The organism is Labrys sp. F242, assembly GCF_057813875.1.
Window position 1 is genome coordinate 254,599 of the sequence record NZ_JBVASG010000004.1, and the last position, 20,118, is coordinate 274,716.

Below are 20,118 nucleotides of genomic sequence, written 5' to 3' on the forward strand. Positions count from 1 at the left end.
ATGAAGATCGATGACAATGTGAGGCAGCAGGCGGACGGGACCATCGTTTGCGATCATTGCGATCATCCCTTGGGGGCTGGTGTGGGCAACCCCTTCGCCAACGCCATCCGCCGCGAGCGGCCTTCCCAGGATGCGGGTCCCGGTGTGCGAGCCCCGGCGTCGCATTTCACCGATCGGCCGATTGGCCTGCGCCAGGTCTTCTGTCCCGGTTGCTATGTGCTGCTGGCGACGGAGATCGCACCGACGGACGAGCCTTCATACCGGCACTGGGAGGTGACGGCCACCCGTTCCGAAACACAAATCTGACCCGCGAACCGGCCATGATCCTCGATGATCGCCACGGCGTCGCGCCAGCCGGCGTGCGCGATATGCAAACGGTCATGGCCGGACGGGGCTTCAGCCTCTCAGGCGCTCGCCTCCTGGGTCGAAGGCAGGCTCGGCGAGGATGCGCGCCTTATGCGGGATCCCTAATATGGCCACTGTCACGGCATCGCCGTAACCGGCCAGATCGGCTTTGACGTAACCCAGGGCCAAGGATTGGCCGACCCAATAGCCATAGCTGCCGGAGGAAACCTGGCCGAGCGGAGTGCCGTCCGGCAGGAAGATCGGTTCGCCTCCAGTTGCATCGGCATCCTCGGCCTCGATGGCCAGCGTGACAAGCCGGTCCCGCGCCGGACGGTCGGCGACGGCCGCATAGGCGTCGCGGTTGAGGAAGTCGCCCTTGTCCAGCTTGACGAGACGCGCCAAGCCGGATTCCTGAGGCCAATATTCCGGCGAATATTCGCGCCCCCAGCTGCCATAGCCCTTCTCGATGCGAAGCGACGTCATCGCTCTCGCGCCGACAGGACCGGCGCCGAGCTCCTTCCCGGTCGCGAGAAGGGCGCGATAGAGCGCTTCCTGGTCGCCGGCCTGGCAATGAACCTCCCAGCCGAGATCGCCCGTGAAGGAAACGCGCAGGGCCACGGCCTCGATGCCGGCCAGATTGAGAAGGCGCGAACGCATGAAAGGGAAGGAGTCGTTGGAAAGGTCATCGGATGTCAGGCTTTGCAGGAGGGCGCGCGCCTTGGGGCCGGCGACGCTGAAACCGCACATGGCGTCCGTCATCGAACGAAACAGCGTTCCCTCCGGCAGGGGTACGGCGTTGAAGAAACGCTGATGATAGCGTTCCGCCATGCCGGAGCCGAAGATCATGTAACGATCATCGGCAAGCCTGGTGACTGTAAAGTCGCCGGCGACGCCGCCCCGCCGGCCGATCAGGGGGGTGAGGCAGATCTGGCCTGTCCGCGTCGGCATGCGATTGGCGAACAGCGCATCGAGCCAGGCTCGCGCACCCGCGCCGGTGACCTCATATTTGGCGAAGTTGGAGATATCGATGATGCCCGCATGCTCGCGCAGCATGCGCGCTTCCCGCCCCACCGGCTCCCACCAGTTCTGGCGCGCGAAACCGGCCGTCTCCTCCCGGGGTTCGCCCGCGGCGGCGAACCATAGCGGATGTTCCCAGCCGAAGTTGAAGCCGAACACCGCGCCCATTTCCTGCTGCATCGCATGGATGGGGCGGGTGCGCACGGGCCGGCCGGCGCTGCGCTCCTCATTGGGAAAGTGGATCTTGAAGCGATGGCCGTATTGATCGCGAACCCGGGCCTTGGTGAAGGCCTTGTCGGCCCAGGAGCCGAAGCGCGCGAGGTCCCAGGCGAACATGTCGAGGGAGGGCTCGCCCTCGATCATCCATTCGGCGGCGAGCTTGCCCATGCCGCCCGACTGGGAGAAGCCGGGAATGATGCCATTGCAGCAGAAGTAGTTCTTCATTTCCGGCATGGGGCCGAACAGCACGGCGCTGTCGGGCGACCAGATCATCGGGCCGTTGATCACCCGCCGGATGCCGGTCGAGCCGAGCACCGGTACGCGCTCGATCGCCCGCATCATGTTGTCCTCGATGCGGGTGAGATCGTCGGGAAAGAGTTCATGGCCGAAATTGGCGGGTGTCTCGTCCTCGCCCCAGAACCGCATGTCGCGCTCATAGGCCCCGACCAGCAGGCCGAGGCCCTCCTGGCGAAGATAGTATTCGCCGTCGCGATCGGCGACCGAGGGCAGACGCCGATCGAGCGCGGCAATCTCGGGGATGGTCTGCGTGACGAAATATTGATGCTCGGTCGGCATCAGCGGCAGGGTCAGCCCGGCCATGGCGGCCACTTCGCGCGCCCACAGGCCGGCGGCATTGACGATCCACTGGCTGCGGATATCGCCTTTCGGAGTGCGCACGATCCAGCTCCCGTCGGGCCGCGCCTCGGTGCCCGTGACCGGCGTGAAGCGATGGATCTCGGCGCCGCGCTGGCGGGCACCGGCGGCATAGGCCGCCGTCACCCCCGATGGGTCGACATTGCCGCCCTCGGGCTCGAACATGATGCAACGTATGCCTGAGAAATCCACGAGCGGATGCAGCTTTTCGGCTTCACCGTGCGAGACCTCGTAGAAATTCATGGCGTAGCGGCGCGCCTTGGCTTCCTGCAGCCGCAACTGGTGCTCGCGCTCCTGGGTCTGGGCGAGATAGAGCGAGCCGGGCTGGAAGATGCCGCAGCCCTGGCCGGTCTCCGCCTCCAGCTCCTTGTAGAGCGCCATCGTATAGTGCTGCAGGCGGCTGATATTGGTCGAGTCGTGCAGGCCGTGGATGTTGGCGGCCGCATGCCAGGTCGATCCCGAGGTGAGTTCGTCCCGTTCCAGCAGGACGATTTCGGTCCAGCCGAGCTTGGCGAGGTGATAGAGGATCGAGCAACCGATCAAACCGCCGCCGATCACGACGGCCTGGGCATGGCTACGCATGAAACGAACTTCCCGATGAACAATCCATGCGGCGAAGGCCCGATGCCGTTGGGAGATCCACGCGGAAGATCCTGGCAGGGCTTTCGCCTGTTGTGACCGGGCAAGTCTAGGCAGCAGGGCACGAGGCGGGTAGGCAGCCTTTCGCGCAAAAAAGCGGTGTTCGGCAAAGAATGACCAAATAAAACGATGTCATTGGCCTCGCGATCTTCGCTTGTTGCCGAACGCTTGAGACGTAGGATTGGCTCGGGGAAGTCTATCGGAGGATCGTGTCAGACCATGTCGGCCTTGGCGCGGGCCAGAATCCACTCCTTCACGATTTTTACCACGCTGCCCTTGGATGAAGCATTGTCGGAAAGATAATAGCCCCACGGACTGGGCGGGCGGACAGCGAAGGGTTCGGCCAGAAGCCCTCTTTTCAGAAAAGGGCGGGCGAGCGAAAGCTGTACGGCGACGCAGCCCGCACCGGCGACCGCCAGCTCCAGGGCGATATTGGAGGAGTTGGTGCTGAGATATTTCTCGTGCTCCGACGTCTCGATGCCGAGAGCCGCGCCCATGCATTGCCAATATTCCTGCCGGCTGTGCACGAAAATCCAGCCCTGCTTCAGGATATCGGCGGGGGACCTGATCGCGTTCGGCCCGGAGAGGAATTGCGGCGCGCACAGCAGAGCCAGGCTCTCATCCCATAGCGGGATGGCCATTGGTGGCTTGTTGTCGAAGCGCCGTGCGGAGACGGTGAGATCGGCCGCCGGTTCGCTGGGATCCTCCCAGATCGTGCCGTGCAGCACGACTTCTATATCAGGATGCCTGGCATGGAAGGCAGCAATGCAGCCCGCGAGCCAGTTGGTGGCGAGCGTCGCCGGGCAGGAAATCACCACCGTCCGGTTCCTGACCGAGGCGAGGATGGCTTCGGTTGCGTGGTCGATCTGATCGAGCGCCTGCCTGAGCGTCGGCAGGAAGGCCTCGCCCATCTCGGTCAGTTTCAGGCTGCGCGGATACCGTACGAACAGCTGACGGCCGATATAGTGCTCCAGGGCCCGCACATGGGTGCTGATGGCGGCCTGGGTATAGCCCAGCTCCTTGGCGGCCTCGGTAAAGCTCAAATGCCGGGCCGAGCATTCGAAGGAGCGGATGTAGTTGAGCGGAGGAGGGGGTTTCATGGCGGCTCTGGATGTTTGCCGGAGGCTAGTTCAACTGCCTCCGCCGGTTCAACGCCGCTTTGCGCCATGACATCATTTTTTTTGGGCAATGCCGCCAAACTAATCACGTGAAAGGCGCCTTGTACCACACCTATCATGGCGAGTTGTCAGATGAATTCAAGCAAGGGTGGCGTACCGGGCATGACACAGGACAGGCGTGGCGGGGGGCGCCGATCGAGAAGCGCGCGGGGCGGGGGCATTCCCCAGCTGCCCTGGCAGCGCGTGTCAAATCCCTATGCGCCCATGCAGATGCTCGACGAAGAGCGCATGGAGATGCTGCATCGCAGCTCGATGCGCATTCTCTCCGAACTCGGCATTCGGGTGATGAGCACGCGGGCGATGGACCTGTTCGAAAAGGCCGGCGCGCTCGTCGACCGGGAGAGCCAGACCATCCGCATCGACGAGACATTGGTGAAGGAAGCGCTTCGCACCGCGCCGCGTCGCTTCACCTTGACGGGCCGCAATCCCGACAAGCAGCTCGAGATCGGCGGCAATGCGCTGGTCTTCGGCCTGGTGGCCGGGCCGCCCAACGTGCATGACCGCATCAACGGCCGGCGATCCGGCAATCTTGCCGACTATGAGAACTTCACCCGCCTGGCCCATTATTTCAACGCCATCCACATCCTGGGCAACCAGGTGTGCGCGCCCATCGAATTGCCGGCCAATTCGCGCCACCTCGATACCTACAAAGCCAATCTGTCTCTCAGCGATCTGAGCTTCCACTGCAGCGCCATCGGGCGCGGCCGCGCCATGGACGCTATCGCCATGATGGCGATCGCGCGGGGCATCACCCTGGAGGAGATGTGCGCTTCGCCCGGCGTCATCACCATCATTTCCGTCAACTCGCCGCGGCTCTTCGACGACGCCATGGCGGACGGCCTCATGGCCATGGCCGAACATGGACAGCCGGTAACGGTCACCCCCTTCACGCTGATGGGCGCGATGACGCCGGTGACCCTGGCGGCGGCCCTGTGCCAGCAGAACGCCGAGGCCCTGTTCGGTGTCGTGCTGACGCAGCTCGTCAATCCGGGCACGCCGGTGATGTACGGAGCCTTCACCTCCAATGTCGACATGCGCTCGGGCGCGCCGGCCTTCGGCACGCCGGAGAACACCAAGGCCAACATCATCGCCGGCCAGCTTGCGCGGCGCTATGGCCTTCCCTATCGCACCTCCAATGCCAATGCTTCCAATGCGGTCGACCTGCAGGCGGCCTATGAAACGGAGATGGCGACCTGGGGCGCCGTCCTCGGCGGCGCCAATCTGATCTATCACGCCGCCGGCTGGCTGGAGGGCGGCCTCACGGCGTCCTATGAAAAGCTCGTCCTCGACGTCGAGATCCTCCAGAACATGATGGAGTTCCTGCGTCCCCTGCCTTTCGAGGAGGACGATCTGGGCTTCGAGGCCATCAAGGCCGTGCCTGCCGGCGGGCATTTCTTCGGCAGCGAACACACGATGTCGCGCTACGAAACCGCATTTTATCAGCCCATGCTCTCCAACTGGCAGAATTACGGCAGCTGGCAGGAGGCCGGAGCGCATGACGCACTCGACCGGGCGACGGGCCTCTGGCAGCACGCTTTGCGGGAATATCAGGAGCCGGCCCTGGACGAAGCCGTTCGCGAGGAGCTCGAGGCCTATGTCGTGCGCCGGCGCACGGAGATCGGCGCCGGGGAACCTTGAAGGGATCGATGCCATGGAGATCAGGCTGAGCGAAAGGCAGGCCAGTGAGGCGATCCGCTTTGCCGTGCTGATGTTCCCGGGCTTTCCCCTGATGGCATTCAGTTCGGTGATCGAGCCGCTGCGTGCCGCCAACACGCTGTCTGGCAAGCGCTGCTACGCCTGGATCACGGTCGGCCCTGATGGATCGAAGGTCCGGGCCTCCAACGGCATCGACATCGAGCCGGATTTCGGCGTTCGGGACGCGCCGTCCGTTGATCGCATCGTGGTGTGTTCGGGCGGCGACGCCGATCATCTGGTTGCCGAGGATGCCATGGCCTGGATCCGCCGCAACCTCAGGGCTGGCGCACATCTCGGCTCGGTCGCCGATGCGGCTTTCCTGCTGGCCCGCGCCGGTCTGCTCGACGGCTATGCCTGCACCCTGCACTGGACCAGCCAGCCGGCTTTTCGCGAGGCCTTTCCGGGCCTCGACATGCAGCGAGACCTCTATGTCATCGACCGGCGACGCTTCACGGCGGCAGGCGGGGTGGGCAGCCTCGACATGATGCTGGACATGATCGGCCGTGATTATGGCAGCGAGCTCTCGGCCGGCGTCGCCGAATGGTTTGTGCACAGTCCGCTGCGGTCGAGCGTGGACAGGCGGCTGATGCCGCTGCGCCTGCGTACCGGCATCGGCGACGAACTCGTGCTGGCCGCCGTGGCGATCATGGAGGACTGCGTCGAGGACCTTCTTCGCATGGATGCGCTGGCGCGGCGCCTCGGCGTCTCCGCCGACAAGCTCGAGCGTTCCTTCCGCTCCGAGCTCGGCGTCACGCCGAACCATTACTACCGTAGCCTGCGCCTGAGGCGGGCAGCCGATCTGCTCACCCATTCGAGCCTGCGGGTCGGCGAGGTGGCGCTGGCCTGCGGCTTCAACAATGCGGCCAATTTCTCCCGGGCCTTCCGCGATAGCTTCGGCTACGCGCCGAGGGGCGTGCGCCAGCGCAAGTCGATCTCGGGGGAGGCGCCCAGGATATGACAAGACCCGGCATGACGAGAATGGTCACGGCGGGCGGCCTTGCGGAATCGCGCATAGTTTTCGCGGAAAGCAGCCAAACAATGCGCGCGCCGGTTGGTCACTGTTCATGGACAGGAGACTATTCATGAGCATTGTGGTTTTCGATCCGGATCGTGTCGAGGATGTCGACTTCAAGGATCGCATGCGCCATCCGGCGGCTGCGGATCCGGCCGGCGGCATGTGGCTTTCCGATACCGAGCCTTCCTTCATCGATGCCGATGCCCTGCGCAAGGGTCGCCTTGCCCGGCTGCGCCAATGGATGGCCGCGGCCGGCTATGGGGCGGTCGTGCTGTTCGACCCTTATAATCAGCGCTACGCCACCGGCTCGCGCAATATGTTCGGCTACTTCCTGCGCAACTCCACGCGCTATTTCTTCATCCCCACCGAGGGGCCGATCGTCCTGTTCGAATATCCGCAGAGCTACCATGTCTCGATGGTGCTCGACACGATCGACGAGGCCCGGCCTTCCAAGCTCGTGTGGTCATCGGTGTCGGGCCGGGACGACGAGACGGCCGGTCCCTTCGCCGACGAGATCACCGAACTCCTCAAGACCCATGGCGGCGGATCGATGAAGCTCGGCCTCGACCGCTGCAGCCATCTGCAGGCAGTGGCGCTGCAAAAGCGCGGCTGCGACGTCAGGGATTGCCAGGGCGAGATCCTGGCGGTGCGCGCCATCAAGACGCCGGAGGAGGTCAAGTGCCTTCAGGTTTCGATGGCCGGCGCCGAAGCGGCCGTTGCCTCGGTCCGGGAGGCGATCAAGCCGGGCGTTTCGGAAAACGAGCTCTTCGCCATCATGTATCACGAGGTGATCCGGCAGGGCGGCGAATTCATCGAGACACGCCTGCTGAGCTCGGGCCAGCGCACCAATCCCTGGTTCAACGAGGCGAGCGGGCGCAAGATCCGCCCGGGCGAATTGGTGGCCCTCGATACCGACACCATTGGCTGCTACGGCTATTATTCCGATTTCTCCCGCACATTCCGCTGTGGGCCGGGCAAGCCGACGACCTATCAGAAGATGCTGTACCGGATGTCCTACGACCAGGTGCAGCACAATATCGGCATCGTGAAGCCGGGCATGGCCTTCCGCGAGATTGCCGAGAAAGCCTGGAAGATCCCCGAGCGTTTCGTCGACCAGCGCTACACCTCGGTGATGCACGGCGTGGGCATGCATGGGGAAACGCCGTTCATCGCCCATTCGATGGATTACGAAACCTATGGCCGCGACGGCCATCTGGTGCCGGGCATGGTCGTTTCGGTGGAAAGCTATATCGGCGAGAAGGGCGGTCGCGAAGGGGTCAAGCTCGAAGACGAGGTCCTCATCACCGAGACCGGCACGGAATTGCTGTCGCGCTTCCCTTATGAGGACGAGTTCCTGGAAGGACAGATCTGACGTGAAACGGACGCTGCATATCGACCGCAACCGGATGGCCGCCATCTTCATCGATCTCCAGGAGGAGCATCGGGCCGATCCGCGCTATCTGGTCGAAGGCTATGCCGGCGTGCTGGCGGAGGCACGCCGTCTGCAGGATATGGCACGCCGACACGGCGTGCCGCTCTATCACGCCGCCTATGTCGTGGATCCGGCGAAGCCCGGCCGTCCCTTCCATCCCATGCAGGCCGACGGACGTTCGGCTTTCAGCGACAAGGACGATCCGCGCATCGCCATCTGCGCCGAAGTCGCGCCGGCCGCAGAGGAGGCAGTCATCTTCAAATCGGAGCCGAGCCTGTTCGGCGCCAGCTCGCCGGCGGAGGAATTGCGGCGCAACGGCATCGAATGGCTGGCCATCGCGGGGGTGTGGACCGAGGCCTGCGTCGATGCGACGGTCAAGGACGCGATAGCCCTCGGCTTCCACGTGCTCCTGGTCAAGGATGCCTGCGGCACGGCCAGCACGGCCATGCATCAGACTGCCATCCTCAACCTGGCAAATCGGCTCTATGGCGGTGCCGTGGTAGGCACCGACCAGGCATGCCGCCTGATCGCAGGCGAGCCAGTCGAGGCCTGGCAGGTCCGAGGCTCGGTGCCCCTGCGCTTTACCTATGAGGATGCCTCCGATCTCTATGCAGAACTTTGAGGAGCGTTTGCGGGTTCGAACGACGGCGACAAAACGAGGATTGCGGCACAGCGGCATGATGGAAATCCTGACCTTTATCTCCGACAATCTCCATGTGATCGGTGCCAGGGCACTCGAACACATTTCCATCGTCTTCGTGGCGGTGAGCATTGCCCTTGCCACGGCAGTGCCGATCGGCATTGCGATCACCCAGTCCAAAACTGCCGCCGACGCTGTGCTTTATCTCGCCTCGATCATGATCACCGTGCCGTCGATCGCTCTGTTCGGGCTGATGATCCCGCTGCTATCGCCCTTCGGTCACGGCATCGGCTATGTGCCCGCGGTGATCGCCGTGATCCTCTATTCGCAGCTGCCGATCATCCGCAACACCTATACCGCCATCGCCAATGTCGACCCGGCCTTGCGTGAGGCGGCTACAGGCATGGGCATGAGCATGGGCCAGCGGCTGCGCCAGGTCGAGATTCCGCTGGCCGTGCCTGTGATCATGGCGGGGGTGCGCACCGCCGTGGTGATGAATATCGGGGTGACCGCCATTGCAGCCTATATCGGCGCAGGCGGGCTCGGCACCTTCATCTCGCGCGGCATCAGCCAATCCGATCCCCGGCAGTTGATCACGGGCGCTCTGGCCGTGTCCCTCCTGGCGATCGCGGCAGACCTGTTCCTCGCTTTGGTGCAGTGGCTGCTGACTTCCAAGGGCATCAAGGGCGGAGCGAGCCGATGATCCGTCTCGAACATCTCACCAAGACTTTCGAAACGGCGGGCAAGCCCTTCGTCGCCGTCGACGACATCAATCTCGACCTGCCGGCGGGAGAGATCTGCGTGCTGCTGGGGCCGTCGGGCTGCGGCAAGACGACGACCATGAAGATGATCAACCGCCTGATCCAGCCGACCGGCGGCAAGGTCTATATCGACGGCAAGGATACCAGCGCGACCGATCCGATCCAGCTGCGCCGCTCGATCGGCTATGTCATCCAGCAGATCGGGCTGTTTCCCAACAAGACTATCTGCGAGAACATCTGCGTGGTGCCCGATCTCCTGGGCTGGGACCGCAGGAAGTCGCGCTCGCGGGCGGCCGAACTGCTCGAACTGGTGGGCATGCAGCCGGACCTGTTCCTCAGCCGATATCCGCGCGAATTGTCCGGCGGCCAGCAGCAGCGCGTCGGCGTGCTGCGCGCACTCGCCGCCGATCCGCCGGTCATGCTGATGGACGAGCCCTTCGGCGCCATCGACCCGATCAACCGCGAGGTGATCCAGGACGAGTTCCTGAAGATGCAGCGGGCGATCCGCAAGACCATCATCTTCGTCTCGCACGACCTCGACGAGGCGGTAAAGATGGCGGACAAGATCGCCATTTTCCGCAGTGGGCGCCTGGAACAATATGCCAGCCCCGACGCGCTGCTGGCCAGGCCGGCCAATGCCTTCATCGAGAATTTCCTCGGTTCCGACCGGGCCCTCAAGCGTCTGCGCCTGGTGACGGCCGGGGAGGCGATGACCGCTCAGTTCGATACGGTGGGACGCCAGGATCCGATCGTTCTGGCCCTTGAGAAAATGCAGGCCTCCGGCCAGCACGCCATCATCATGGTCTCCGCCGATGGCCGACCGGAGGGCCTGGTGGCGCTCGACCATGCCAGGACTGCGACGGGGATGGTCAGTGACCACGCGCGCCCGATCGAGACCACGGCCGCGCTCAATTCGGATCTGCGCAATGCGGTGGCCTCAATGTTTGCGCAGGACATGCCCGTTTTGCCCTGCGTGGACGAGGCGGGGCAGCTCAAGGGCGTTTTGACCTATCGCTCGATCGTCGCCAGCCTCAGCCATGCCGGAGAAGCCGGATGAGCGGACCAGCGGCGGCAATAGCGACCAGGCAGAACAGGCGGCGCTCGCAGTTTTGGGTGCCGCTTGGCATGTGGGCGGTGCTGCTTGCGGTTTGCCTGTGGCTGTGGCTCAGCGGCATGGCGGGCGAGATCCTCGCCTACTGGGACGACATCACCTATCTGAGCCTGCAGCATATCGAACTGGTCGCCTGGGCGGGCGGGCTCGCCATCCTCACCGCCGTTCCCGTGGGTATCCTGCTGTCGCGGCCGGCCCTCAGACGTTTTTCCGAATTCGCGATGCAGATCTTCAATCTGGGCAGCACCATCCCGACACTCGCCATCCTCGCCTTGTCGATGACCTGGCTCGGCATCGGCATCCTGCCATCCGTGTTCGGGCTGTGGGCGGCGACATTGCTGCCGATCGTGCGCAATACCTATGCAGGGCTGCGCGCGGTTCAGCCCCATCTCCTGGAAGCCGCGCGCGGTATGGGCATGACACCGCTGCAGACCTTGTGGCGGGTGGAATTGCCCAATGCACTGTTCGTCATCTTCGGCGGCATCCGCACCGCTCTGGCGATCTGCGTCGGCTCGGCCCCGCTCGCCTTCCTGATCGGGGCCGGCAGCCTTGGCGAACTGATCTTCACCGGCATCGCCCTCGACGAACTGCCGATGATGCTCGCCGGCGCCATCCCCACCGCGATCCTGGCTGTCATGACCGATTTCCTGGTGGGCCGGCTGCAATATTACCTCGTCCCGCGAGGCATCAATCCGCTGCGCTGAACAGCGGCAACAAGCAACAGAGGGAAAGACGATGACAATGCTGATGAAACTGGGCAAGTGCGTGTTTTCGGGGGTGTTTTCGGCGATCGTTCTGGCCACGACCGGCAGCGCGGCCCCGGCGGCCAATCTCACGGTCGGCGGGAAGGATTTCACCGAGCAGCAGATCATCGCCGAGATGACGACGCAGCTTTTGACCAGCAAGGGCTACACGATCGACAAGAAGAACGGCATGGGCACCAAGATCGTCCGCGCCGCCCTGGAGAATGGCGAAGTCGATCTCTACTGGGAATATACCGGCACTTCCCTCGTCACCTTCAACAAGGTGACGGACAAGCTCTCGCCGCAGGCGACCTATGATCGGGTCAAGCAACTCGATGGCGAGAAGGGACTGGTCTGGCTGGCGCCGTCCAAGGCCAACAACACCTATGCCATGGTGGTACGCAAGGACAATCCGAAGACCGACGCCTTGAAAACGGTCTCCGACATGGCGGCCGCCTACAAGGCCGGAACCACGCTGATGATGGGTACCACAGCCGAGTTTCCCAAGCGCCAGGACGGCTTGCTCGGCCTGCAGAAGACCTATGACTTCGAGGCCGGTCGGGCCAACGTCAAGCCGATGGATCTCGGCCTTGCCTACAGGGCTTTGGCCAACAAGGATCTCGACGTCATTTCCGCCCAGGCGACAGACGGCCAGATCGCGGCGCTGGGGCTGCGCGTGCTCGCCGACGACAAGGGTTTCTTTCCCAACTATGCCCTCACGCCGGTGGTGCGCAAGACCGTGCTCGACGCCCATCCCGACCTGAAGCCGACCCTCGAGGCGCTTTCGGCCAAGCTGGACGATGCCACCATGCAGAAGCTGAACGGCGAGGTCGATGTCGACAAGAAGACGGTCGAAGTCGTCGCAGCCGATTTCCTCAAGCAGAACGGTTTGAAGTGAGCTGCCCTGTCGTCCTCACTCACAAGCAAGGCTCGTGAGGATACCACGGCCTTCGGCCGTGCCGGGGATGACGGTCACTTGCTGATGGAGCCAAAGGAACCAGACCATGATCAGCATTCTGCGCAAGCGCGCGATCGCCGCCTTGTGCGTCGCGGCCTCCTTCGTGTTGTCCACGATCGCCTTTGCCGCCACGCTCACCGTCGGCGGCAAGGATTTCACCGAGCAGTTCCTGCTCGCCGAAATGACCAGGCAGCTCTTGGAAAGCAAGGGTTATACCGTCAACAAGAAAGACGGCATGGGCACCAACATCGTGCGATCAGCCCTGGAGAACGGGCAGGTCGATCTCTATTGGGAATATACGGGCACCTCGCTGGTGACCTTCAACAAGGTGACGGAGCCGCTGTCGCCACAGGAAACCTATGCCAGGGTGAAGACGCTCGATGGGGCCAAGGGGCTGGTATGGCTGGCGCCGTCCAAGGCCAACAACACTTATGCGCTGGCGATCCGGTCTGATAATGCCAAAACGCACGGCCTCGTCACCTTCTCTGATCTCGCCGCCGCCTATAAGGATGGCAAGCCGGTCCTGCTTGGGGCCACGGCGGAGTTTCCCAAACGCGAGGACGGCCTGATCGGCCTGGAGAAAAAATACGGCTTCAAGGCGGGGCGTGCCAATCTTCGGCCGATGGAGATCGGGCTGGTCTACAACGCCCTCGCCAGCGGCGATATCGACGTCGCCACGGTCGGCGCCACCGATGGGCGCATCGCCGCCATGAAGCTGACCCTGCTCAAGGACGACAAGGGCTTCTTCCCGAACTACGCGCTCGCCCCAGTCGTCAGGCATGCCACGCTCGAGGCGCATCCGGACCTGAAAGACACGCTCGAAGCGCTATCGGCCAAGCTGGACGACGCCACCATGCAGGCTCTGAATGGCGAGGTCGACGTCCACAAGAAGGCGATCGAGGATGTCGCCAAGGCCTATCTCAAGCAGGCGGGGTTGCTTTAATTCTGATGGCTCTTGGACTTGAACGATGAATGACTGTCATTGCGGTGCCAATCCTGCGGATCGATTGAGTTCCCAAGGGCAGTCGAAGTATTGCTGAAAATCGAATTTTTTCTGCTTGCGGTACCCGATGATGACGCCTGACTACACCCGCCTCATAGATGCCGTAACCTGGGATTTCATCAACCGAACGAACAGCTTCTATCCGCCTGAAGCCGTCGACTGGTCGATCGAACGCAACCGGGAAGTCTACGACCGGATGGCCCAGGCCTTTCATGCCGGCCGGCCGCCCGGCATCGCCGTCGAAACCACGGCTGTGGAGACACCGAGCCATGCCATTCCGATCCGGATCTATTCGGCGGAGGGAGGCAATGGTCGTGCGACGATCCTCTATTTTCACGGTGGCGGTTTCGTCCTCGGCGGTCTCGACAGCCATGACGACGTCTGCGCCGAGTTCTGCGCGACGACCGGATTGACGGTCGTCTCGGTCGACTATCGCCTGGCTCCGGAACATAAGGGAACGGCAGCGCTGGAGGATGCCATTGCCGCCTATGGCTGGGTGACGGCCGGCCTCGGGCACCCGGTTGTGCTGGCGGGCGACTCCGCCGGTGGCAATCTGGCCGCCTGCCTGGCGGATCATGTGGGGAAAGAGGGGCGGCGACCGATCGGGCAGGTGCTGATCTATCCCCTGCTGGGAGCCGATTTCGACAAGGGTTCCTATCTGACCCATGCCCACGCACCGCTGCTGACGACCCGCGACGTCATCTATTATCGCGGCATGCGTACCGGCGGCATCGATTGCAGCGCCGATCCGCGCTTCACGCCGCTGGCGGGCTCTAGCTTCGGGCATCTGCCCCCGACCTACGTCTTCACGGCTCAATGTGATCCGCTTTCCTCCGATGGCGAGATCTATTGCAACCGGTTGCGTGCCGAGGGCGTCCCCGCCTCCTGGCATGAGGAGGAAGGCCTGCCGCACAGTTTCCTGCGAGCCCGCAACACGGCATTGCGCGCGAGGGCCGCGATGGAGCGCATAACCCGGGCTCTCTCGACGCTTGCTGCCGAAGGACGAGGATAAGCCCCGTATCGGCAACGCCACCCGCATCGATATCAGGAAGGAACGAGCAATATGGTCAAGGTCTCGCAGGTGCGCGTCAGGCCGCTGGTGCTGCCCCTCAAGCAGCCCTATCACTGGTCCTACGGCATCAGGGAGAATTTCGCCGTCAATCTGATCGAGATCGAGGCCGACAATGGCATGGTCGGCATTGGCGAATGCACGGTGGCGCCGGATCAGGCGGGAACGGCGGCGATCCTCAGGCGGCTGGCGAGCCATCTGGTCGGGCAGTCCCCCTATGACGTCGCGCCCTTGATAGCGCGCATCTTCCACCAGGAATATCTCGGTCACGGCGCCAATATCATGCGCGCCGCCAACCAGATGTTCTCGGGTGTAGATATGGCGATGTGGGACCTGCAAGGCAAACTTGCGGGACTGCCGGTGCATCGGCTCCTGGGTGGGGCCCACAGCAAGGCCGTCGGCTATTTCTATTTCCTGCAGGGAGAGACTGCCGAGGAGCTGGCGCGGGACGCTGCCGCGGGCCGCCAACGCGGGGAGCGCGTCTTCTATCTGAAGGTCGGCCGAGGCGAGAAGCTCGACCTGGAAATTACCGCGGCGGTGCGCCGGGAGATTGGCGATGCGCGCCTGCGGCTCGATGCCAATGAAGGCTGGGGCGTGCACGAGGCGATCAACATGTGCCGCAAGCTCGAGAGGTTCGAGATCGAGTTCATCGAGCAGCCGACGGCAAGCTGGAGCATTCCGGCGATGGCGCATGTGCGCGCAGCCGTCGGCATTCCGATCGTCGCCGACCAGGCGGCCTTCACGCTTTACGATGTCTATGAGATCTGCCGCCAGCGCGCCGCCGACATGATCTGTATCGGGCCACGCGAGATCGGCGGCATCCAGCCGATGCTGAAGGCGGCGGCGGTCGCCGAGGCGGCAGGTCTGAAGATCTGTATCCACAGTTCCTTCACCACCGGCATCACCACCTGTGCCGAGCATCATATCGCGCTCGCCATCCCCAATCTCGATGACGGCAACCAGATCATGTGGCAACTGGTGCAAAAGGATATCGTGACCTCGCCCGACCTCGATCCGAAGCAGGGCTGGATCGAGGCTCTCCAGCGCCCGGGCCTTGGCTTCGAGCTCGACAGGGACTTGGTCGGGGAGGGCGAGAGGCGATTTGTGCAGGCGGCGTGAAGCAGGCAGGTCGCATCTCAATAGGTCGCGCGACCGCCGCTGAGGTCGAAGGTGAAGCCCGTGGTGAAGCTGCAGGCTGGTGAGACGACCCAGGCGATCATCTCGGCGGCTTCGGAGAGTTCGCCGCAGCGCGCCATCGGGATCTTGGCGGTCATGTAGTCGATCGTTGCCTGGGGCAGGGCCTCCACCAGCGGCGTGCGGATGACGGCGGGCGCGAGCGCGTTCACGGTGATGCCGGCCGTGGCATAGTCCTTCCCCATCGACTTCACCAGGCCGATCAGTCCGGCCTTGGTCGCCGAATAGGCGGTCATGCCGGCATTGCCGTCCTTGCCGGCAATCGATGCGACGTGGAGAATGCGGCCATAGGCCTTTGGCAGCATCCGCCGCAGGGCCGCCTGCGAAATGATCAGGGCACCGCGCAAATTGACGGCATGCACCCGGTCGAAATCGGCCAGGTCCACCTCATGCGCCTTGATGTTGGTGGTGCCGGTGATGCCGGCGCAATTGACCAGGGCCTCCAAAGTGGGCAGGTGCTGGTCGAGCCTGGCGAAGATTTCTTCCACGCCGGCGGGATCGTTGACGTCGAGGCGGGCCGCCAGTGACTTGCCGCCGCTGGCGGTGATTTCGGCTGCCAGCTTTGCGGCGCCTGCCTCGTCGATGTCGAGACAGGCCACCGTCGCACCGAGCGCGGCGAGATGGCGGGCCGCGGCAGCCCCCAGCCCGCTCGCGGCACCGGTGATTGCGACGTGGTAATCGGGCCTGAAGCTGGTCGACATGTCCATTCCTTGTCAAATGGGATAGCCAAAGTGTGCAGCGCTTTCACCGCAACGGCTGGATCGCAAAAATACTTCTAAAACAATGAGTTATAGAAATAAAACGTTTCTCTGTGAACGAATTTCTATTTAACTCATTGTTGTTGCATAATTTTCTGAACATGGCGCCGATTTTTCGGTACGATGTTCAAACTGTCGCCGGGTGGCTCAGGGGGCGTCGCGTTCGAGCACCGCGTGCAGGAAGCGCCGCAGCCTTTCGTTGCGCGGTGCGCCGAAGATCTGCGCAGGTGGACCCTGCTCGATGATCACACCGCCATCCATGAAGATGACCCGATCTGCGACGTCGCGGGCAAAGCCCATTTCATGGGTGACGATCAGCATGGTCATGCCCTGCCGGGCGAGGTCGCGGATCACCGCCAGCACCTCGCCGACCAGTTCCGGATCGAGCGCCGACGTTGCCTCGTCGAGGAGCAGCAGGCGTGGTTCCATCGCCAGGCAGCGAGCAATGGCAACCCGCTGCTTCTGCCCTCCCGACAGTTGCGAGGGATAGGCGTCGGCCTTGTCGGCGAGACCCACCCTGGCCAGCAGCGCCTTTGCCTGCGAGATCGCGGTCTCACGCGGCAATTTGCGGACATGAACCGGCGCTTCGATGACGTTGCCGAGCGCTGTCATGTGCGGAAACAAATTGAAGTGCTGGAACACCATGCCCATGCGCATGCGCAAGGCATTGACGTCGGAGGCCGGCGTGAATTCTCGGCCCTCGAAGGTCATTCGTCCACCAGTCGGCTGTTCCAGCCGGTTGAGGCAGCGCAGCAGCGTGCTCTTGCCCGAACCGCTCGGCCCGATGATGGCGATGCTTTCGCCTTCGGCGACCGATAGGTCGATGCCGCGCACCACCTCATGGCTGCCGAAGGCCATGCGCAGGCGCTGAAGCGTCAGGATCTCGGTCATCGGGGGGCCTTTCGCCGATCGAGCGCTTTGGCCAGCTGCGACAGCGGCAGGCAGATCGCGACATAGATGACGCCGGCCATGACGTAGATTTCCAGGCTGCGGAAGGATTGGCTGGCCGCGTCATAGGAGCGGTACATGATCTCAGGCACGGCGATCGTCAGCGCCAGCGAGGTATCCTTGATCATGGCGATGACGAAATTTGTGAACGGCGGCAGGATCAGTACGGCGGCCTGGGGCAGGATGATGCGCCGCATGGCGAGCGGCGTGGGCATGCCGAGGCTGCGCGCGGCTTCGTACTGGCCGCGATCGACCGCTTCGATGCCGGCCCTGAACACCTCGGCCGCATAGGCGCCGCCGATCAGGCCGAGGGTGAGCGCCGCCGCGGCGAAGGGACCCAGGCGGATATCGAAGCTGGTCAGGCCGAAATAGATGATGAAGAGCTGCAGCAGGGCCGGCGTGGCCCGGACGAGTTCGATATAGATGCCTGCAATGACTTTCAGCCAGCGCATCGGGCTCATACGCGCCAAAGCGAGAGCCAGGCCGAGAATGATGCTGCCGACCAGGGACAACACGGTCAGTTCGAGGGTCACCACCGCGCCGCGCAGGATATAGGGAAAGTAGCGCTGGGCGAGGTCGAGAAAATCCGCCATGAGCGGGGGACTCCGGACAAAAGGTCAGTCGCCAAAGCATTTTCCAAAGAAGCCGGCAGACTTCTTGATCAAGAAAATGCATTGAAACAAGGAGGTGGAGAGCAAGGTTCGGTCCGAAGAAACCGCACTTTGATCCAGGGACAGGGAACACGACGCCACATGCAAGTCGCGTCGCGTTCCCGTGGGCATCACTTCAGCACGCCGGTGATATAGGCTGGGTTGCTCAGGCCGTAATTTTCCATGATTTTCTTGTCCTCGCCGGCCGATTGCAAGCGGCGGATCTCGGCATCGAAGGCCTCGATCAGAGTTTGCGTGCCCTTGCGCGCAAAGACGTAATGCGTCGCTGGCAGTTTTTCGCTGCCCAGATATTCGGGCGGGAGATATTCCACCACCTTGAAGTCATAGGACGGGTTTTTCTGGACGGCATAGTCGAAGGTATAGCCCCACCAGATCGCTGCATCGAGGCGGCCGGCCTTGAGATCGAGCAGCATGGGGTCGGCGGCATCGAACTTGCGGATGTCCTGGGCGCCGAAGCGCTTCTTCAACTCTTCCGCTTCCAGCTCCTGGGCCGAGCCGCGTACCGTGCCGATGACCTTGCCCTTGAGATCCTCCACCTTGTCGATACCGCCTTCCTTGCGGGTGACGAGCACGTCGATGCCGTACCAGAACGGCACCTTGTTGTAAGCCATCACCTTCTCGCGCTCGGCGGTGCGGTAGAGGCCGGCGATGACGTCGACGCGACCCGCCTCCAGGGCCGGTGCAAGGGCACCGTGGACGAGAACGACCGGATCGACCTCGACACCGATCGACTTGGCGATCGCCCTGGTGAAATCGGCATCGATGCCCTTCCATTCACCGCTGCCGATGTCGATCCAGGTCTCGGGCGGAATGCTGAAGGTGCCGACGCGCAGGAAGCCGCGCTTCTTGATCTGGGCGAGCAGATCCTCGGTCTCTGCACGGGCGATGGTTGGGGCGATAAGGCCTGCGCCAGCCATGCCCGCGAGAGCGGCGGCAAAATGGCGGCGGGTCATCCGAACGGTCATGTCTCTTTCCCTTCTGGTTCTGTCTGATGGCTTGATTGTTATGGCCGGGCCGCACTTCTGCGCGGCCTGGAAGGCTTGATGCTCCGGAGCAGGAACGCTTCCTGGCGATTCCGCCAAATCGCAAGACGCTTAGAGTTTGCCGAGGGCGTCCGCGAAGCGGCGGATTGCCGCCAGGCCAAAGGGCGTGCACACCGTCGAGGGCAACGCCGGTTTGCCGGCGTCCGCGTTGAGGCGCAAGGCAGCGACCTGTTTGCCGTAAGTCACCAGATGGTCGATGCTCTCCTCCAGGAAGACGATGAGCGGCAAAACTTTGCGATAGAGCCTTTCTGCTTCTTCCGCGTGACCGGCCCGCATGGCGTCATACACCTTGACGAAGACATCGAAGCTCTCGCCCCCCGGGATCACACCGGCAGCACCCGCGCGCAGTATATCGGGCAGCTCGAAGCCGCCGCGGCCGTTGAACACGTCGAACATGCCCTCGGTTTCTTCGACCAACCGGGCGATTGCAACGGCACTGCCTTCGGTCTTGGCCAGGCGGAAATTGGCGTGGCGGCGGGCGAGTTCTCTGAGGCCGGCATTGGAGAGGCCGATGCCCAGATATTGCGGCGCGTTCTGGATGCCGACAGGCAGGTCGACCTTGTCGATCACGGCGCTGAAGAAGGCGAGAAGCTCGGACTCGTCGATCGGCGAGACGGGCGGAGGCTGCAGCACCAACCAGTTGGCGCCGCGCTCCTTGGCCAGCCTGGCGAACTCGACCTGACCGGTGACATTGTTCTCGGCCACGGTAACGCTGAGCGGTATGCGCCCGGCATTCGCCTCGCTGACCCAATCGAGAAGCTGCAGCCGACTGGCACGAGACAATTTGTTGACCTCGGAGGCGAGGCCGAGCACGGCCAGGCCGTGGACACCATGACGGATCATCGCTTCGACCGAAGCCTTCACGGGGGCTTCGATCAGTCCGCCCTCGGCGTCGAAATAGGCATAGATCATCGGGTAGACCCCATGAAAGCCGGTATGGGTTTTGGGCAAAGCACGCTCCTTGTTTATCGTTAAACAAGGCCAATATACGAGTCTGAATGGCTTGGCAAGGCCGGGTACGGGTG

General features: G+C 63.3%; 19 protein-coding genes. 12 read left to right on the top strand and 7 right to left on the bottom strand.

The features are described 5' to 3' along the window. The gene (locus ACZYTC_RS24645) at positions 1-306 is read left to right on the top strand and encodes a hypothetical protein (protein ID WP_441773676.1); all 306 of its coding nucleotides are present in this window, start codon (positions 1-3) and stop codon (positions 304-306) included. Between the two features lie 90 nt (positions 307-396). Here the strand turns inward: ACZYTC_RS24645 and ACZYTC_RS24650 are convergent, their stop codons facing one another. Beyond that, on the bottom strand, positions 397-2,817 hold the full coding sequence (locus ACZYTC_RS24650; protein WP_488990788.1) for a GcvT family protein: 2,421 nt from the start codon (positions 2,815-2,817) through the stop codon (positions 397-399). Positions 2,818-3,086: 269 nt separating this feature from the next. Continuing rightward, positions 3,087-3,974, bottom strand: coding sequence for a LysR substrate-binding domain-containing protein (locus ACZYTC_RS24655; RefSeq protein ID WP_322432150.1), 888 nt, complete (start codon positions 3,972-3,974; stop codon positions 3,087-3,089). Between the two features lie 180 nt (positions 3,975-4,154). Here ACZYTC_RS24655 and ACZYTC_RS24660 point away from each other — a divergent pair, with 180 nt between their 5' ends. The 11 genes from ACZYTC_RS24660 (at position 4,155) to ACZYTC_RS24710 (ending at position 15,598) form a co-directional block, all read left to right on the top strand. Continuing rightward, positions 4,155-5,690 carry a trimethylamine methyltransferase family protein gene (locus ACZYTC_RS24660; RefSeq protein WP_441773724.1) on the top strand — a complete coding sequence of 512 codons (1,536 nt, stop codon included), beginning with the start codon at positions 4,155-4,157 and terminating at the stop codon, positions 5,688-5,690. A 13-nt stretch (positions 5,691-5,703) separates the two neighbouring features. Continuing rightward, positions 5,704-6,705, top strand: a complete 1,002-nt coding sequence (locus tag ACZYTC_RS24665) for a GlxA family transcriptional regulator (protein WP_441773678.1) — start codon at positions 5,704-5,706, stop codon at positions 6,703-6,705. Positions 6,706-6,829: 124 nt separating this feature from the next. Next, positions 6,830-8,134: a M24 family metallopeptidase gene (locus ACZYTC_RS24670; RefSeq protein ID WP_434960961.1), complete on the top strand. Its 1,305-nt coding sequence runs from the start codon at positions 6,830-6,832 to the stop codon at positions 8,132-8,134. Between the two features lies 1 nt (position 8,135). Further along, entirely contained in the window at positions 8,136-8,816 is a 681-nt protein-coding gene (locus tag ACZYTC_RS24675) for an isochorismatase family protein (RefSeq protein ID WP_441773679.1), read from the top strand. A 58-nt stretch (positions 8,817-8,874) separates the two neighbouring features. Then, the gene (locus ACZYTC_RS24680) at positions 8,875-9,537 is read left to right on the top strand and encodes an ABC transporter permease (RefSeq protein ID WP_434961360.1); all 663 of its coding nucleotides are present in this window, start codon (positions 8,875-8,877) and stop codon (positions 9,535-9,537) included. Further along, complete coding sequence (locus ACZYTC_RS24685; protein ID WP_488990789.1) at positions 9,534-10,652, top strand: ABC transporter ATP-binding protein; 1,119 nt, start codon at positions 9,534-9,536, stop codon at positions 10,650-10,652. Before ACZYTC_RS24680 ends, ACZYTC_RS24685 begins: the two co-directional genes overlap by 4 nt. Beyond that, entirely contained in the window at positions 10,649-11,410 is a 762-nt protein-coding gene (locus ACZYTC_RS24690) for an ABC transporter permease (protein WP_441773681.1), read from the top strand. Before ACZYTC_RS24685 ends, ACZYTC_RS24690 begins: the two co-directional genes overlap by 4 nt. Before the next feature lie 31 nt (positions 11,411-11,441). Continuing rightward, on the top strand, positions 11,442-12,347 hold the full coding sequence (locus ACZYTC_RS24695) for a glycine betaine ABC transporter substrate-binding protein (RefSeq protein WP_488990790.1): 906 nt from the start codon (positions 11,442-11,444) through the stop codon (positions 12,345-12,347). Positions 12,348-12,453: 106 nt separating this feature from the next. After that, positions 12,454-13,350 carry a glycine betaine ABC transporter substrate-binding protein gene (locus ACZYTC_RS24700; RefSeq protein ID WP_488990791.1) on the top strand — a complete coding sequence of 299 codons (897 nt, stop codon included), beginning with the start codon at positions 12,454-12,456 and terminating at the stop codon, positions 13,348-13,350. A gap of 130 nt (positions 13,351-13,480) precedes the next feature. Beyond that, the gene (locus ACZYTC_RS24705) at positions 13,481-14,422 is read left to right on the top strand and encodes an alpha/beta hydrolase (RefSeq protein ID WP_488990929.1); all 942 of its coding nucleotides are present in this window, start codon (positions 13,481-13,483) and stop codon (positions 14,420-14,422) included. Between the two features lie 51 nt (positions 14,423-14,473). Continuing rightward, entirely contained in the window at positions 14,474-15,598 is a 1,125-nt protein-coding gene (locus ACZYTC_RS24710) for a mandelate racemase/muconate lactonizing enzyme family protein (protein WP_488990792.1), read from the top strand. A 17-nt stretch (positions 15,599-15,615) separates the two neighbouring features. Here ACZYTC_RS24710 and ACZYTC_RS24715 read toward each other — a convergent pair whose 3' ends face one another. From ACZYTC_RS24715 to ACZYTC_RS24735, 5 genes are all read right to left on the bottom strand, one after another. Beyond that, entirely contained in the window at positions 15,616-16,374 is a 759-nt protein-coding gene (locus tag ACZYTC_RS24715) for an SDR family NAD(P)-dependent oxidoreductase (RefSeq protein WP_488990793.1), read from the bottom strand. 204 nt (positions 16,375-16,578) lie between these two features. Further along, on the bottom strand, positions 16,579-17,322 hold the full coding sequence (locus tag ACZYTC_RS24720; protein ID WP_488990794.1) for an amino acid ABC transporter ATP-binding protein: 744 nt from the start codon (positions 17,320-17,322) through the stop codon (positions 16,579-16,581). Then, the gene (locus ACZYTC_RS24725; protein ID WP_488990795.1) at positions 17,319-17,972 is read right to left on the bottom strand and encodes an amino acid ABC transporter permease; all 654 of its coding nucleotides are present in this window, start codon (positions 17,970-17,972) and stop codon (positions 17,319-17,321) included. The genes ACZYTC_RS24720 and ACZYTC_RS24725 overlap by 4 nt, the downstream gene beginning before the upstream one ends. Before the next feature lie 188 nt (positions 17,973-18,160). Then, on the bottom strand, positions 18,161-19,015 hold the full coding sequence (locus tag ACZYTC_RS24730) for a substrate-binding periplasmic protein (protein ID WP_488990796.1): 855 nt from the start codon (positions 19,013-19,015) through the stop codon (positions 18,161-18,163). Between the two features lie 129 nt (positions 19,016-19,144). Next, entirely contained in the window at positions 19,145-20,044 is a 900-nt protein-coding gene (locus ACZYTC_RS24735) for a dihydrodipicolinate synthase family protein (RefSeq protein ID WP_488990797.1), read from the bottom strand. Positions 20,045-20,118 lie beyond the last annotated feature (74 nt).

Excerpts from the sequence above, each read along its gene's own strand:
- ACZYTC_RS24685 (WP_488990789.1), top strand. The coding sequence starts at position 9,534 with ATGATCCGTCTCGAACATCTCACCAAGACTTTCGAAACGGCGGGCAAG.
- ACZYTC_RS24680 (WP_434961360.1), top strand. The coding sequence starts at position 8,875 with ATGGAAATCCTGACCTTTATCTCCGACAATCTCCATGTGATCGGTGCC.
- ACZYTC_RS24650 (WP_488990788.1), bottom strand. The coding sequence starts at position 2,817 with ATGCGTAGCCATGCCCAGGCCGTCGTGATCGGCGGCGGTTTGATCGGT.
- ACZYTC_RS24695 (WP_488990790.1), top strand. The coding sequence starts at position 11,442 with ATGACAATGCTGATGAAACTGGGCAAGTGCGTGTTTTCGGGGGTGTTT.
- ACZYTC_RS24660 (WP_441773724.1), top strand. The coding sequence starts at position 4,155 with ATGACACAGGACAGGCGTGGCGGGGGGCGCCGATCGAGAAGCGCGCGG.
- ACZYTC_RS24705 (WP_488990929.1), top strand. The coding sequence starts at position 13,481 with ATGACGCCTGACTACACCCGCCTCATAGATGCCGTAACCTGGGATTTC.
- ACZYTC_RS24725 (WP_488990795.1), bottom strand. The coding sequence starts at position 17,972 with ATGGCGGATTTTCTCGACCTCGCCCAGCGCTACTTTCCCTATATCCTG.
- ACZYTC_RS24665 (WP_441773678.1), top strand. The coding sequence starts at position 5,704 with ATGGAGATCAGGCTGAGCGAAAGGCAGGCCAGTGAGGCGATCCGCTTT.
- ACZYTC_RS24700 (WP_488990791.1), top strand. The coding sequence starts at position 12,454 with ATGATCAGCATTCTGCGCAAGCGCGCGATCGCCGCCTTGTGCGTCGCG.
- ACZYTC_RS24730 (WP_488990796.1), bottom strand. The coding sequence starts at position 19,015 with ATGACCGTTCGGATGACCCGCCGCCATTTTGCCGCCGCTCTCGCGGGC.
- ACZYTC_RS24655 (WP_322432150.1), bottom strand. The coding sequence starts at position 3,974 with ATGAAACCCCCTCCTCCGCTCAACTACATCCGCTCCTTCGAATGCTCG.
- ACZYTC_RS24720 (WP_488990794.1), bottom strand. The coding sequence starts at position 17,322 with ATGACCGAGATCCTGACGCTTCAGCGCCTGCGCATGGCCTTCGGCAGC.
- ACZYTC_RS24715 (WP_488990793.1), bottom strand. The coding sequence starts at position 16,374 with ATGTCGACCAGCTTCAGGCCCGATTACCACGTCGCAATCACCGGTGCC.
- ACZYTC_RS24645 (WP_441773676.1), top strand. The coding sequence starts at position 1 with ATGAAGATCGATGACAATGTGAGGCAGCAGGCGGACGGGACCATCGTT.
- ACZYTC_RS24690 (WP_441773681.1), top strand. The coding sequence starts at position 10,649 with ATGAGCGGACCAGCGGCGGCAATAGCGACCAGGCAGAACAGGCGGCGC.
- ACZYTC_RS24670 (WP_434960961.1), top strand. The coding sequence starts at position 6,830 with ATGAGCATTGTGGTTTTCGATCCGGATCGTGTCGAGGATGTCGACTTC.
- ACZYTC_RS24710 (WP_488990792.1), top strand. The coding sequence starts at position 14,474 with ATGGTCAAGGTCTCGCAGGTGCGCGTCAGGCCGCTGGTGCTGCCCCTC.